Source organism: Acidovorax carolinensis (assembly GCF_002157145.1).
Lineage (GTDB): Bacteria > Pseudomonadota > Gammaproteobacteria > Burkholderiales > Burkholderiaceae_C > Acidovorax > Acidovorax carolinensis.
In genome coordinates, this window is the sequence record NZ_CP021361.1 from 2,107,705 (window position 1) to 2,122,077 (window position 14,373).

11 protein-coding genes are annotated in these 14,373 nt (G+C 61.8%); 4 read left to right on the forward strand and 7 right to left on the reverse strand.

Annotated elements, in window-relative coordinates:
- Positions 1-129 precede the first annotated feature (129 nt).
- The 4 genes from CBP34_RS09795 to CBP34_RS09810 all read left to right on the forward strand — a co-directional run bounded on the left by CBP34_RS09795 (position 130) and on the right by CBP34_RS09810 (position 5,188).
- Positions 130-2,964 carry a DEAD/DEAH box helicase gene (locus tag CBP34_RS09795; RefSeq protein WP_094097917.1) on the forward strand — a complete coding sequence of 945 codons (2,835 nt, stop codon included), beginning with the start codon at positions 130-132 and terminating at the stop codon, positions 2,962-2,964.
- Positions 2,965-3,044: 80 nt separating this feature from the next.
- Positions 3,045-3,704 (forward strand): DNA oxidative demethylase AlkB, encoded by a 660-nt coding sequence (alkB, locus tag CBP34_RS09800; RefSeq protein ID WP_094097918.1) that lies wholly within the window; start codon positions 3,045-3,047, stop codon positions 3,702-3,704.
- A gap of 46 nt (positions 3,705-3,750) precedes the next feature.
- On the forward strand, positions 3,751-4,245 hold the full coding sequence (locus CBP34_RS09805) for an EVE domain-containing protein (RefSeq protein ID WP_094099126.1): 495 nt from the start codon (positions 3,751-3,753) through the stop codon (positions 4,243-4,245).
- A gap of 127 nt (positions 4,246-4,372) precedes the next feature.
- On the forward strand, positions 4,373-5,188 hold the full coding sequence (locus tag CBP34_RS09810; protein ID WP_094097919.1) for a hypothetical protein: 816 nt from the start codon (positions 4,373-4,375) through the stop codon (positions 5,186-5,188).
- Positions 5,189-5,381: 193 nt separating this feature from the next.
- Here CBP34_RS09810 and CBP34_RS09815 read toward each other — a convergent pair whose 3' ends face one another.
- From CBP34_RS09815 to CBP34_RS09840, 7 genes are all read right to left on the reverse strand, one after another.
- The gene (locus CBP34_RS09815; protein WP_094097920.1) at positions 5,382-6,356 is read right to left on the reverse strand and encodes a class I SAM-dependent methyltransferase; all 975 of its coding nucleotides are present in this window, start codon (positions 6,354-6,356) and stop codon (positions 5,382-5,384) included.
- Positions 6,357-6,649: 293 nt separating this feature from the next.
- Positions 6,650-8,257 (reverse strand): type I restriction-modification system subunit M, encoded by a 1,608-nt coding sequence (locus tag CBP34_RS09820; RefSeq protein WP_094097921.1) that lies wholly within the window; start codon positions 8,255-8,257, stop codon positions 6,650-6,652.
- Between the two features lie 3 nt (positions 8,258-8,260).
- Positions 8,261-8,665 carry a protein adenylyltransferase Fic gene (gene fic, locus CBP34_RS09825; RefSeq protein WP_472231553.1) on the reverse strand — a complete coding sequence of 135 codons (405 nt, stop codon included), beginning with the start codon at positions 8,663-8,665 and terminating at the stop codon, positions 8,261-8,263.
- Complete coding sequence (locus tag CBP34_RS20480) at positions 8,662-8,865, reverse strand: hypothetical protein (protein ID WP_472231554.1); 204 nt, start codon at positions 8,863-8,865, stop codon at positions 8,662-8,664. Before CBP34_RS20480 ends, fic begins: the two co-directional genes overlap by 4 nt.
- 40 nt (positions 8,866-8,905) lie before the next feature.
- Positions 8,906-9,916, reverse strand: a complete 1,011-nt coding sequence (locus CBP34_RS09830; RefSeq protein WP_094097922.1) for a virulence RhuM family protein — start codon at positions 9,914-9,916, stop codon at positions 8,906-8,908.
- The gene (locus CBP34_RS09835) at positions 9,913-11,046 is read right to left on the reverse strand and encodes a restriction endonuclease subunit S (RefSeq protein WP_236748396.1); all 1,134 of its coding nucleotides are present in this window, start codon (positions 11,044-11,046) and stop codon (positions 9,913-9,915) included. The genes CBP34_RS09830 and CBP34_RS09835 overlap by 4 nt, the downstream gene beginning before the upstream one ends.
- Positions 11,047-11,179: 133 nt before the next feature.
- Positions 11,180-14,257 (reverse strand): type I restriction endonuclease subunit R, encoded by a 3,078-nt coding sequence (locus CBP34_RS09840; RefSeq protein WP_094097924.1) that lies wholly within the window; start codon positions 14,255-14,257, stop codon positions 11,180-11,182.
- Positions 14,258-14,373: the final 116 nt, after the last annotated feature.

Consider the following 14,373-nt stretch of genomic DNA (forward strand, 5'->3'; position numbering starts at 1 on the left):
GCATACGGCGATTTGGGGCAACGCGTTTTTCGCCATATACCCGTCGCGTCCCAGGTTGGCGCACGGGGTTCTACCCGCGCCGCCACCGGGCAATATCCGGCACCCGGCCACAAGGCAAAATTGCAGCCCATGGCTACCGCTGGCAACAACGCCCCTTCCTCCTCCCGCCCACATGCTGCGGCGCGCGAAAAGGCCGTGGCGATGTGGCTCCAGGCACTGCGCAGCCATGCCGATGCCGCCACCCTGAAAGCGCTCGCACCGCTGTCGGGCGCGGAAGCCGCCCGCGTCATGGCCTTGCTGCGCGAGGAAACACCGTTAGCGGCACCGCCTGCCCTTGAATCCGCGCCCACCGACCCGCCCGGGCTTCTTGTGCACGGGCAGTTCTGCCCCCGCATCACCCTCATGACTCTGGGCCGGGGCGACGGCCTGCTGGGCCTGCAACCGCAGGGCAAGCTGGGCCCACGCGGTGACAGCGTGACGCTGGTGCAGATCGACTGGACCTACCGCACCGACGGTGGCGCCACCTGGCAAACGCCCGCGCCCACATCCATCCTCAACGCCCGCCCCGCCGCGGTGCAAGACCTGTTTGACACCGGCGGCCCCGTGGTGCGCATGCAGCGCAACCTGGCGGCTGAATCGGACGCCATGGACCGCGTGTGGGACTTGGGCCTGATCCCCGTGGACGCCACCAAGCTGCAATGGCGCCACCGCGCCGCCGCCGCCACGCTGGGCCCCGTGTGGACGCTGGCGCAGGAGGCGCACTTTGGCGACTTCTGGGCCGAGCAAATCCCGCAGCTGCGCGCCGAGGGCTGGAGCGTGGTGGTGCACCCCGGCTTTGCACATGAAAGCGTGCCCGTGCAACGCTGGAAGCTGCACATCGCCCCCGACACCGGCGAGCTGCTGGGCAAAGAGGTAGCTGGCCCGCTGGCCGAGCGCCAACGCCCCGTGCAAAAGCTGCAACTGCCCGAGCGCGAAGGCGCCTGGCTGCTGAGCTTGGGGCTAGAGATTGACGGCGAAACGCTGGACCTGGCCCCCCTGCTGGCCGACCTGCTGCGCCGCGACGCCCGCTGGCTCAACGCGCGGCAGATGGCGGCCATCGACGACATCGCCATCATTTCACTGCGCGCGCCCGGAGGTAAACGCATCGACGCGCCCGCCGGGCCGCTCAAGGCCATCGTGGGCGCCATGGTGGACCTGCTGACCGACCCTCTTCGCAATGCAGGCAAACAACTGAAGGATGGCGACCCGCTGCGTCTGGGCGCCTGGGAGGCCCGCCGCGTCGAAGCCCTGCGCGCCGGGCTGCTGCAGGCCCACCGCGTGGGCACGGTGAACGGGTGGAACAACGACTGGCAACTGCAGGGCGATGCTGGCCTCGCGCAACTTGCCAAGCGCCTGCACAACATTGGCACCCCGCAGCCGGTGGCTGCGCCGCAGGGCTTGCAGTTGCAACTGCGCCCCTACCAACTCGAAGGCCTGGCCTGGCTGCAATACCTGCGCGCCCAGGGCCTGGGCGGCATCCTGGCCGACGACATGGGTCTGGGCAAAACCGCACAGGCACTGGCCCATGTGCTGGCCGAAAAGGAGGCCGGGCGCCTCACCCGCCCCGCCCTGGTGGTGCTGCCCACCTCGCTGCTCTTCAACTGGCAGGCCGAGGCAGCGCGCATGGCGCCCGGCCTGCGCGTGCTGGCGCTGCATGGCGCGAGCCGGGGCCAGCGCTACCGGCAAATTGCCGACCATGATCTGGTGCTGACGACCTACCCGCTGCTCTGGCGCGACGTGGAGGCGCTGGCCGCACAGCCGTTTCACCTGCTGATCCTGGACGAGGCGCAGTTGGTGAAAAACGCCGGCAGCCGCAGCGCCCGCGCCCTGCGCCGCCTGCAGGCCCCGCACCTGCTGTGCCTGACCGGAACACCGCTCGAAAACCACCTGGGCGAGCTGTGGGCGCAGTTCGACTTCTTGATGCCGGGCTTTCTGGGCGATATGCGCAGCTTCAACGCCCGCTGGCGCAAGCCCATCGAGGAAAACGGTGAAACCCTGCGTGCCCAGCTGCTGGCCCAGCGCGTGCGCCCCTTCATCCTGCGCCGCCGCAAGCAGGACGTGGCCACCGAACTGCCGCCGCGCACCGAGACCATCCTGCGCGTGCAATTGCAAGGCAAGCAGCGTGAGCTGTACGAGGCCGTGCGCACCACGGCCGACAAGCAGGTGCGCCGCGCACTGGAGCGGCAGGGTTTTGAAGGCTCGCAAATCGCCATCCTGGACGCGTTGCTCAAGCTGCGCCAAGTCTGCTGCGACCCACGATTGGTCAAAGGCACCACGAAAACGGCGCACTCGATGGAGCGCGCCAAGCTCGAACTGCTGGCCGACCTGCTACCCGCCCTGGTCGATGAAGGCCGCCGCGTGCTGGTGTTCTCGCAGTTCACCGAGATGCTCGGCTTGGCGGCCGAGCTGCTCGAGACCCTGGCCCTGCCCCACCTCACCCTCACCGGCCAGACGCCACCCCGCCAGCGCGGCGCGGTGGTGCGGCAGTTCCAGGCGCAGGACGAGGCCAGCGCCCCCATCCTGCTCGCCAGCCTCAAGGCCGGGGGCCTGGGCCTGAACCTCACGGCCGCCGACACGGTGATCCACCTCGACCCGTGGTGGAACCCCGCCGTCGAAGAACAGGCCACGGCCCGCGCCCACCGCATCGGGCAGGACCAGCCGGTGTTTGTCTACAAGCTCGTGGTGGAAGGCAGCATCGAAGAGCGCATGCTGGAGCTGCAGGCCCGCAAGGCCGCGCTGGCCCAGGGCGTGCTGGGCCACGACGCCGAGGGCGCCATCAAGTTCAGCGAGGCCGACCTGCACGCCCTGCTGGCCCCTTTGAGCGAGCCAGCGAACAACCCGCTCGGCATTTCGGACGAAGACACGCTGCGCTGGGGCGGCACGGGCCAGCGGCGGCCCCGGCCATTGCAGCCACCCGAAGTTTGAGCGATTTTGGCCTTCGGCGCATATCAATCAAGCGCTTTAAGCTATTTATTTCGTAGCAAATCACCCATCCCGCAGATGCCATGAACCCGCCCACCCGTCTGTTCGACGACCCACCGCAGCCCGCCCAACCGCCCGAGGTGCTGGAGCCCGGCGCCCTGGTGCTGCGCGGCTTTGCACTGGAGCAGGCCGCCGATTTGCTGCGTGCAGTGGGGCAGGTGGCGGCGCAGGCGCCGTTGCGGCACCTCGTCACGCCCGGCGGGCTGCGCATGTCCGTGGCCATGACCAACTGCGGCGCGCTGGGCTGGGTCAGCGACCGCAGCGGCTACCGCTACGACCCCATCGACCCCGACAGCGGCCAGCCCTGGCCCGCCATGCCGGCGCGGTTGCGCCAGTTGGCAGGGGACGCAGCCCAGGCGGCGGGCTATCCCGGGTTTGTGTCCGATGCCTGCCTCGTCAACCGCTATGCACCCGGCACGCGACTGTCGTTGCACCAGGACCGCGACGAGGGCAATTACGCGCACCCCATCGTGTCCGTGTCCCTGGGCATTGCGGCCATGTTCCTGTGGGGCGGTGCCCAGCGGGCCGACAAGGCGCGGCGCGTTGCGCTGATGCATGGCGATGTGGTGGTGTGGGGCGGCCCGGCGCGGCTGCGTTTTCATGGCGTGCTGCCCCTGCCCGATGGCTCCCACCCGCTGACGGGCACGCACCGTATCAACCTCACGTTTCGCAAGGCGGGTTGAGGGCAAGCGCCACGGCCCCCCTGGATTTGCCACAATGGCCGCCATGATGCCGCCGCCCACAGCCCCTGCCCGCGCGCCCCGCTACTGGCTCATGAAGTCCGAGCCGGACGAATGCTCCATCGACGATGCCCTGGCCGCCCCCGGCGCCACGGTGTCCTGGACCGGCGTTCGCAACTACCAGGCGCGCAACTTCATGCGCGACGACATGCAGGTGGGCGATGGCGTGCTGTTCTACCACTCCAGTTGCGCAGAACCCGGCATCGCCGGCATCGCGCGGGTGGCCAGCGGTACGCGCCCCGACCCCACGCAGTTCGACCCCGCGTCGCCCCACCACGACCCCAAATCACCGCCCGAGCAGCCCCGCTGGTTGCTGCTGGATGTGCAGGCCCTGCGCAAAACGCGGCTGCTGCCCCTGCCCGAACTGCGCAGCCACCTGGAACTGGCCGACATGCGCGTGCTGCAAAAAGGCAGCCGCCTCTCCATCACGCCGGTGGACGCCGCGCACTGGCATCGCATCGTGGCGCTGCTCGGGGAAGGCTGAAACCCGGGTTCCGCAACCGCTTGACCCACCAGACATCGGCGCCCTGCGCCTAGTGCCAGCCTGGGCCCGCGCACCTATGATGGCCTGCTGACCACCATGCCCGCGGCACCCCTGCCCGCTCACTGCCATGCGCAACATGCTTGACTTCAGCTCCTGGCCAGCCCTGCTCTCCACGGTGATGGGGCTGCTGATTGCCTCGCTGCTCATGGTGGGTATCCGGCTGATCTTCATGCAGACCATGCAACGCCGCCGCGAGCGCGAAAACCGCCAGATCAACGAACGCCTGAAGACCTTGATCGCCGCCTACAAGACGCTGGGCGGATCGTTCACCGGAGAGCTGCAGGTGAACCCGGCGCACCGGCGCGATGTGCGTGATGCGCGCGACCTGAGCACCATGGTTCCTTCGGGGCCTGGCTCGGCGCTCGGGCCGGATGGCGCCGACGAAGTCTCTGTGGCGGCCACGGCGCTGTCCGATACCGAGCCCGATGCGCCATCCCCCAGCGGCAGCTCCGCCCGCCAGCGGCGCATCCGCGACGCGGTGGAGGCCGCCCTGTCGGATGTGATCCTTCTCGGCACCGAAGAACAAGTGCAACTGGCCGCCACCGCTGCCAACGATATGGTGGCCGGGCGCAGCGTGGAAGTGGCGCAGCTGGTGGTGTCCCTGCGGCAGTTCATCCGCGCCGCGCTGGATCTGGAGCCCATCCCGACCAGCCTGGTAATCCCCCAACAGGGCCCACTGCGACCCGGTGGCGGAGGTGGCAGCGGCGCATCGGGCCGACGGGGCGGCGCTGAGCGCGGTGCAGATGCCGCGGGCGGGCGCGCTGGCGGTGGGGGTGCCGGTGCGGGTGGAGCGGGCTGCGGTGGTAGCGGCGGCGCCATGGCACTCGGGTTGGGTGCGCACAGCCTGGCCGATGAGACACCTGCGGCCAGCAGCACGTCGTAGGTCGGGCAGTTTCAGCGCGGTGGCGGACAGGGGCGGAGGATGGACCGTCCGTCATCCGCGCTCCCATCGGGCATGTGAGAAACCTGCGTTTTGAGCGTTTTCGGCCCGTAACGCCCGTTGGATAAACGCTTGCAGCTATCCAATTAAAAGCAACCCGCGAAGCGGTGCGCACTGCTGTCGGGTCGTGCGTCCTTCACCCGCCTTGGCCGGGCAGCTCGGGCGCCTGGTACACCAGCACCTTCAGTGCCCTGCCCTCGTCCACATCGGCAAACACGGCCGGGTTGGCCACGCGCTCGACAAACTTCAGCTCGGGCGCGAGTTCCTGCATCTGGCTTTGCAAAAAATCCACGCCCAGCTCGGGTGCGTTCAGGCACAGCAGCGCGTGACCGCCCGGTGCCAGCAAATCGGGCAGGCGGCGCATGAGGCGGGCGTAGTCCTTGGTGGCCACAAAGCTGCCCTTCTGGTAGCTGGGCGGGTCCACGATGACCAGGCCATAGGGGCCGCTGCGCGTGATCTTGCCCCAGCTGCTGAAGATGTCGTGCGCCAGAAAACTGGCACCGGTGGTGATGCCGTTGAGCTGGTGGTTCTGCTGCCCGATGGCGATGGCGCCGTGGCTCATGTCCACGTTGACCACCTGCTTGGCGCCCGCCTGCAGCGCCACCACCGAAAACGCGCAGGTGTAGGCAAACAGGTTCAGCACCTTGAGGCCATAGCGGTCGGCACTGCGCGCGGCGGCATAGTCGCGCACCCAGCGGCGGCCTTGGGCCATGTCGAGGAACAGGCCATGGTTCTGGCCGCGCAGCACATGCACCTTGAACCGGGCGCCCTGCTCGGTCACCCCATGCGGGTCGGGCACGCTGCCGGCCATCAAGCGCGTTTCGGTGCGGCTCTGGGTGCGCAGCGCCTCATTGCGGCACTGAAACACCCAGTTCAGCGGCTGCCCGGGCGCCAGGGCCTCCCATCGCCGGGCCAGCGCGGCGCCGATGGTAGCCAGTTGCGCCTCGGTCTCGTCGCCGGCGGGCAAAAAGCTGGTGAGCACGAAGACCGGCGGGTAGGCATCGAGCGTCCACTGCTCGCAGCCAGGAAAGCGCCCGCCCCGCCCGTGGAAGATGCGCTGGGCGTCGGTGGGCAGGGGCATCTGAGCGATGGCGTCGAGCAGGTCTTGCATAGATTTATTGAGTGTTTCAGGGCTCCAGCGCTTACCGGATAAGCGCTGGTAGCTATTGATATGGAAGCTTTCCGCCCCCTGCCAGGCCCTGTTCAAGTGGCTTCTCGTCCCGCCCTCCGTCGGAATCCGCAGCGTCCTTGCGGCAGGCAGAGCGTGGGCAGCGGGAACAGCATCGTCACAGCGGCGATGTCGGCCTACGGCTGCCGATGGCTATGCTTGCAGATTGCCAGCTGGGTAATGATGGCGCCGCAGTGCGGCACGGTGTCCATGCCGCCCGCGGCCATGGCACCCACTCATGGCAACGGGCTCAAGCCCAGGTCTTTCAGAAAATCGTTGTGTTTGTGCTTGGCCGCCGCAATGGCTTTCTCAATCTCGACCAGTCCACCATGCGTGGCCGACAGGTCAATCTCCGCCTCACCCACCGCCGTGCTGATGTAGCGCGAAATATTCAGGTTGAAATCGTTCTTCTCGATCTCTGCCATCTCCACGCGCCGCGAATAGCGCGCCTCTTCATCGCGGAACTGATAGGTTTTGATGATCTTGGCAATGTGCTCATCCGTCAGCTGGTTCTGGCGCTTGCCTTTGGCAAAGTGTTCAGCCGCATTGATGAACAACACGTCGTCCGGCTTCTTGCACTTTTTCAGCACCAGGATGCACACCGGGATGCCCGTGGAATAGAACAGGTTGGACGGCAAGCCAATCACCGTGTCGATGTGGCCGTCCAGCAATAGCTTCTTGCGAATGCGCTCCTCCGCACCGCCGCGGAACAGCACCCCGTGCGGCAGGATGATGGCCATCACACCCTCGTCCTTCAGGAAGTGAAAGCCGTGCAGCAAAAAGGCAAAGTCAGCGGCGGACTTGGGTGCCAGGCCGTGGCTTTTAAAGCGCACATCGTCCGCCATCGCCTCGTTGGGCTCCCAGCGGTAGCTGAACGGCGGGTTGGCCACGATGGCATCGAACGTGGGCTTCTTGGCCGGGTTCAGCTCGCGCAGCATGTCCCAGTCGTTGGCCAGCGTGTCGCCGTGGAAGATTTCAAACTCCGTGTCTTTCACCCCATGCAGCAGCATGTTCATGCGCGCCAGGTTGTAGGTGGTGATGTTCTTCTCTTGCCCGTAAATCTTGCCAATGCCATGCGGCCCCATGCGCTTGCGCACGTTCAAAAGCAGCGAGCCCGACCCACAGGCAAAGTCCATCACGCTGTCCAGGCGCTGCTTCACGCCGGTTTTGGGCTCCTGGCTGTCCAGCGTCACGATGGTAGAGAGGATGTCCGAAATTTGCTGCGGCGTATAAAACTCGCCCGCCTTCTTGCCCGAGCCTGCCGCAAACTGGCCAATCAAGTACTCATACGCATCGCCCAGCGCATCCACGTTGGTTGAAAAGTCTGCCAATCCTTCCGCAATCTTCTGGATCACCACGCACAGCTTCGCATTGCGCTCGGTGTAGGTCTTGCCTAGCTTGGGCGAGCCCAGGTCAATTTCAGAAAACAACCCGCCAAACGTGCTCTGAAAAGACTCGGTTTCGATGTATTTGAAGCCCTCTTGCAGTGTGTTGAGCAAGCCCGCGTGCTGCGTGCGCGCCATGTGCGCAATACTGCTCCACAGGTGCTGCGGCTCGATCACGTAGTGCACCTTGCGGCGCATCTGTTTTTCAAACGCGGGCACATCGGCTGCGTTGTCGGCATACCAAACGGCCAGGGGCACCCTGCCGTCATCTTCTGCCAGCTTGGGGTAGTCGCTGCCCAGTTCTTTTTTGGCGGCAGTTTCGTAGTTGTCTGACAGATAGCGCAGAAACAGAAACGACAGCATGTAGTCGCGGAAATCATCCGCATCCATCGCACCGCGCAGTTGGTCGGCAATGGCCCACAGGGTCTTGCCCAGTTGTATTTGGTTTTGTTCGGTCATGGTTTACAAGTCTTCAACCCTGTATTCGCTGTAGCCTTCGTAGTAATAACTCACGTCGATGCCCTTCATGTACAGCTCGCGGTCATTGATCTTGTCGGTCAAGGCATTTTTGAGCAGGTGTTTGATCTCCAGGTCTTTCACTACGCTGCGCTCCATAGCCGACAAATACTCCGCCTTGTCCACTGCGTTCCAGTCAATGACCTGCTGGAGCTCCTTTTTCAGTATCAAGTCCAGCCAGATGCGCGTTGCGCGTCCGTTGCCCTCTCTGAAGGGATGGGCCACATTCATTTCCACGTATTTTTCAATGATCTGATCAAAATTCAGCTGCGGCATGGCGCTGATATGCGCCAGCGCCTGCTGCAAATACATGACCGGAGCAAACCGAAAATTGCCCTTTGCCAAATTCACGTCACGCACTTGCCCGCAAACGCATACACCTCACCAAACAGATACGCATGGATATAGGCCAACCCGGCGAAGGTGCCCACTTCCACGTGGTCGATGTCACCGCTTTCAAACAACTGCTTGGCCTTTTGCTTGCTCAGTTTTTCTTCTGCCCGGTTGAGTTCAACCTGGCTTGTCAGCTGCAGTTTGTTGCCTAAGACCATGGTGTGACCTTTGCGTTAGAAGTTGATCGGGTGTGAAGCGTCATGGTTTAGTGCGATTCTTGAGGGTGTTTTCCAGCGCCTTGAGTTCAGCTTCATCCTGAGCATCCGCGGCACGAGCTTCTTCAGCCTTGCGGCGTAGGTCAAAGTCCAGATACAGCGGCTCCAGCTTTTGCTCCATGCGGGCGTGGCTGACGGTGCCAGCCCCGCTGAGCAGCTGGAACCCGTTGGACACAATGATCTGCCCCACGTTCTCGCGCCAAAAGCCCATGCTGGTCACGGTTTGCCGTTTGGCGCGCAGCTCGGCGGTTTCCAAGAAGATCACCACCAGCCGGTTCAGTGTGTCCACTTCGTCTTCGGTCAGGTAGTTCTTGGCCACCAAAATGTCCTGCTTGCGCACCTGGGTGCCCTTCCAGGTCAGCAGGCCGAAGTGCGGGTCGGCTGGGTTGGCGCGGCTCACGATGAGTTCTGCCGCCGTCTTTTGCGTCACCGCATACAGCAGCAGGTTCTGCACCGTGGCAAAAAAGGTCTGCGTGGCCTCATCCGTCTTGTCGTAGTCCGCCGCCAGGGCAAACAGGTCGCGCACCTTTTGATAAAAGCGCTTTTCCGAGGCCCGAATGTCCCGGATGCGCGCCAGCATCTCGTCAAAGTAGTCCGGGCGGCCATCCGGGTTCTTAAGCCGCTCGTCGTCCATCACAAAGCCCTTGACCAGGTACTCCTTAAGCACCGTAGACGCCCAGCGGCGAAATTGCACACCACGCGGCGAGCGCACGCGGTAGCCCACGGCCAGTATGGCGTCGAGGTTGTAGAGCGTGACGGGGCGCTGCACCTGGCGCGTGCCCTCGGTTTGAACTACCGAGGATTCCTCGGCAGTTGCCCCCCGGCTCAGTTCGCCATCTTCATAAATGTTCTTGAGGTGCAGCCCGACGTTGTCCGTACTGACATCGAACAACTCGGCCATTTCCCGCTGAGAGAGCCAGACGGTTTGGTCTTTGGCGCGCAGTTGAATCTGGCTCTTGCCGTCGTCGGTGGTGTACAGAATCAGGCCGCTCATACCTCCACCGCCTGCGCCGAAGGGAAGAGCTGCTGCATCAGCCCTTTCTTGTGGATCTTGAGGGTTTCGAGTTCTTGGGTGGCGGCGGTGATGAGGGTGTCGAGGGAGGTGAGGCAGTCGGCGATGCGTTGTTGCTCATCGAGAATTGGGTGAGATATCGCGAGAGGCTCCAGTTCCGTGTAATACAAATTCTTTACGTTTTGCCCCTCGACTACAGCTGCAAACTGTCTATACATATTTCTAAAGTAGTGGGTGAAGAATAATGGGTTTTGCTTCGTTTCAAACACACTAATCATTTCACCAATAGCAATATTTTTGATTGGAAGATAACTACAGTTTTTCCCAAAATCCTCTGGCTTTTCGCCCACGCGTGGCACAAGAATTTCGCCACCTTTACTAAAACGTAAATTTTTCGGATCTATATTTGTTTTTGAATAAGTTTCAGTGATTACAGCTCCGAATTTCGTATAGAGCTCGCCATATCGCACACATGGGGTCGCAGCACTTTCCTCTAATGACCATTTGGGGGCACTTTTCCCGTAGTAAAAACTTCCAATAGCACCGATTGTTGTTGGCACCCAATCCCCCGCGCCCCGAAACTCAGGAAACCGCAGACGCGGTTGGGTTTCGCCTTCGCGGGGGAAAAGCTGCTGCATCAGCCCTTTTTTATGGGTCTTGAGCGCATCCACTTTGCGCACTTGCGCGGCGATCAGTTCGTCCAAGGAACTCAGGCAATCGGCGATTTCTTGTTGTTCTTGTAAAGTTGGAGTGGGAATTTGGACCCCAAAAAATGCATCCTTGCTAATATTCAGTAGACCGTTACTTCGTGCGCCGCTCGTGATGTGCCTTTTTAGCTGCTTCCCATGAAAATTTGCTTCAAAGCAGTTCTGAAAAAAGCCATTTGAATATCCATATTTGAGGCGAAAGCAAATGAAAACATTTGGCGCAGCAACTTGCCCCCAGTCCTGCAAAAGATAGATGCAGCCTTCGGGGAATTTGAGAGAGTTGCCCTTGTTGTAAACAAAGTCCCCATCTTTTACCAACGTGTAGAGCTGATATTGATTACCAGAAATATCCCTTCCAAATTTTTCAGCCTGGGGGACAAACCCGATCCCAGCAGAAATGCTCACGGGAATTAGCTTCCGTTCACCAACCCGCTCAGTCACCGGGGTAGATGCCTCGCCCAACGCAACCGGCCTCCAAGGCTCAGCCCCTTGAAACCCAGGAAACCGCAGTTTAGGCACCAGCGCCGACTTATCCGTATTACTCATACGCACTCAACCCCGAAATATCCCGTCCCTGCGCTCGCTTTTGCAGCAATGGCAGCAACTCTTTCATCAGCGCCGTTTCCGCCTGCGCCCGTGCCTTCCAGCCCAAATCCAGCGGGGCCATCAAATCGCTCAGCGCCTCGCCATCAAAAATCATGCGCTGCAAGATGCCGTCCACAAAGGTTTGCAGCGCGGCGGGGGCCAGTTGGTGGCGGGTGGCTATTGAACTCAGCTCGGCGCTGTCTTTTTCCTTCTTGAACTGGGTGTAGCCCTCGCGGATGGCGGCCTCGCTCAGGCCCTCGCCGGCCTTCAGGGTGTGGATGTAGGCAGCGATGTCGTCGCGCTCGTTCATGAATTTGGCGTCGGACAAGATCAAGCCCAGCAGCTCGTCTTTGGTCATCTTCTGCTTGCCGCCGCCCTGCAGCCCTTGCTGCGAAAAGCGGGACATGAGGCCCATGATGTAGTCGTAGTCGATCACGCTGCTGGCAAACAGCACAAACTCAAAGTCGAGCTGATCCACCGCATCGGTTGCACCACCCTGCGCCTTGCCGCTTTGGTCGTACTGGGCTTGTTGCTGCTTTAGAAACTGGGCGGTTTCGAGGTAGGCACCGCGAAAGGCTTGCAGTTGCTCGGCGGGCAGGATGTGGTCGATGGCTGTGGCGTTGTCTGCGGTCAGGTCGGTGTATTGGTCCAGCTGGGTTTTCAGGCGCTGCACTTCTTTGAAGTTCTGGATAAAGGCGGCGCGGGCGTCGTCTCCCTTCAGGCTGTGCACGGCCTCGGGCGTGCAGGCCAGGCCCTGGCTTTGCATGAATTCGGCCAGTTTTTGCACGGCGGCGTCGAGCTTTTGGATGACCACCGGGGCTTTGTCTACCAGCCAGATCTCTCGCGCTTGGTCGCCCGTTTTTTCGCCCGAGAACAGGGCAATGGCGGCATCGACATTGGCCTGCTGCTGGCGAAAGTCGAGGATGTTGCCGTAAGGCTTGGTGCCGTTGAGCACGCGGTTGGTGCGCGAAAACGCCTGGATCAAGCCGTGGTGCTTGAGGTTTTTGTCCACGTACAGGGTGTTGAGGTATTTGCTGTCAAACCCGGTGAGCAGCATGTCCACCACGATGGTGATGTCGATCTTTTTGGCTGCCGGGTAGTCGGCATTGGGCCATTGCTGGTCTTTGATGCGCTTTTGTACGTCCTGGTAATACAGGTCGAACTCGCTGATGCTGTGGTTGGTGCCGTAGCGGGCGTTGTAGCGGGCCAGGATGGCTTTGAGGGCGGCTTTTTTTCCCTCTGGGTCTACCTGGTTGTCTTCTTTTTCCTGCGGCAGGTCTTCCTGGATTTGCCGTACATCGGCATCGCCCTCGGCCGGTGGCGAGAACACGCAGGCGATGTTGAGGGGCACAAAGGCGGGGTCTGCGGCCTGCCTGGCCTGTTGCAGCTCGTCAAACAGGCGGTGGTATTCAATGGCGTCGTTGATGCTGGCGGTGGCCAGCACGGCGTTGAAGCGGCGGCTGGCGGTGGCCGTGTCGTGCTTGGCGAGTATTGCTTCGATCACGGCCCTTTTGGCCAGGGCCTCGCCGGGTTTGGGCGGGTTTTTACCCTCGGGCTTGTAGTAGTCCACATGAAAGCGCAGCACGTTGGCGTCTTCAATGGCGTGGGTGATGGTGTAGGCGTGCAGTTGTTTTTGGAACAGGTCTTCCGTGGTTTTCATGGAAGCCTGCTCGTCCTCGATCTGCGTGCGGCTGGAGTTGGCCTCAAAAATGGGCGTGCCGGTAAAGCCAAACAGTTGCGCCTTGGGGAAGAACTCTTTGATGGCCTGGTGGTTGTCGCCAAACTGCGAGCGGTGGCATTCGTCAAAGATGAAAACGATGCGCTTGTTGGCCAGCGGTGCCAGTTGCTCTTTGTAGGTGGCCTTGCCGTCTTTCGTTTGCTGCTTGTTTCGCTTGCTGTTTTCATCCAGCGCCAAACCCAACTTCTGGATGGTGGTGACGATGACCTTGTCGGCGTAGTCGCTAGACAGCAGGCGGCGCACCAGCGTGGCGGTGTTGGTGTTTTCTTCTACGCAGCCTTCTTGAAAGCGGTTGAATTCTTCGCGGGTCTGGCGGTCCAGGTCTTTGCGGTCCACCACAAAGAGGCATTTTTCAATGTCGGGGTTGTCTTTGAGCAGCGTGGACGCCTTGAAGGACGTGAGCGTTTTGCCGCTGCCCGTGGTGTGCCAGATGTAGCCGTTGCCGCTGTTTTGGTGAATGCACTCGACGATGTGCTTGACGGCATAGACCTGGTAGGGCCGCATCATCAGCAGCTTTTGCTCTGATGCCACCAGCACCATGTAGCGGCTGATGGTTTGGCCCAGGGTGCATTTGCCCAGAAACTTCTCGGCAAACTCGTCGAGCTGGGTGATCTTGTGGTTGGCCTCGTCCGCAAACTGGTAGATGGGCAAAAACCGCTCGTCCGCATTGAACGCAAAGTGCCGCGCGTTGTTGTTGGCGAAGTAATAGGTGTTGGTGCGGTTGCTGACGATGAAAAGCTGCAAAAAGCTCAGCAAGGTCTTGGTGTAGCCGTTGCCGGGGTCGTTTTTGTAGTCAACGATCTGCTCCATGGCCCGGCGGGGGTTGATGCCCAGCGTTTTCAGCTCGATCTGCACGCACGGCACGCCGTTGATGAGGATAAGCAGGTCGTACCGGTGGTGGCTGTAGTCGGTGTTGATGCGCAGCTGGTTGATAACCTCGAAGGTGTTTTTGCACCAGTCTTTGATGTTGACCAGGGTGTAGTTCAGCGGCGTGCCGTCTTCGCGGGTGAAGGCGTTGATGCTGCGCAGCGTTTTGGCTGCGGTGAATACGTCGGGGGTGACGATTTCGTCCAGCAGGCGGGTGAACTCGCCATCGGTCAGGTGCACGCGGTTCAGGGCCTCGAACTTCTCGCGGAAATTGCGTTCCAGCGACGCGCGATCGCGAATGTCGGGGCGAAATTCGTATTTGAGATTCTGGAGCTTGCCAATGAACCCGTATTCGATCTGCTCTTCTTTGACTGCAAGGCTGGAAGCGCCTAGCGCAGGAGCGTATGTGGGGGTGGATGAAGGCATGGAGAGCAATGGCGTTATCAACAATCGAACGGCTAGTCAGATGAGGCCGTATTGTCCGTGCTTGGTCTGCTGAATCCGTGATCGCCGGGGCTACGAATGGCCTGCTTTATACATTG

Coding starts and splice junctions, on each gene's coding strand:
- CBP34_RS09795 (WP_094097917.1), top strand. CDS start 130: ATGGCTACCGCTGGCAACAACGCCCCTTCCTCCTCCCGCCCACATGCT.
- alkB (WP_094097918.1), top strand. CDS start 3,045: ATGAACCCGCCCACCCGTCTGTTCGACGACCCACCGCAGCCCGCCCAA.
- CBP34_RS09805 (WP_094099126.1), top strand. CDS start 3,751: ATGCCGCCGCCCACAGCCCCTGCCCGCGCGCCCCGCTACTGGCTCATG.
- CBP34_RS09810 (WP_094097919.1), top strand. CDS start 4,373: ATGCGCAACATGCTTGACTTCAGCTCCTGGCCAGCCCTGCTCTCCACG.
- CBP34_RS09815 (WP_094097920.1), bottom strand. CDS start 6,356: ATGCAAGACCTGCTCGACGCCATCGCTCAGATGCCCCTGCCCACCGAC.
- CBP34_RS09820 (WP_094097921.1), bottom strand. CDS start 8,257: ATGACCGAACAAAACCAAATACAACTGGGCAAGACCCTGTGGGCCATT.
- CBP34_RS20480 (WP_472231554.1), bottom strand. CDS start 8,865: ATGGTCTTAGGCAACAAACTGCAGCTGACAAGCCAGGTTGAACTCAAC.
- CBP34_RS09830 (WP_094097922.1), bottom strand. CDS start 9,916: ATGAGCGGCCTGATTCTGTACACCACCGACGACGGCAAGAGCCAGATT.
- CBP34_RS09840 (WP_094097924.1), bottom strand. CDS start 14,257: ATGCCTTCATCCACCCCCACATACGCTCCTGCGCTAGGCGCTTCCAGC.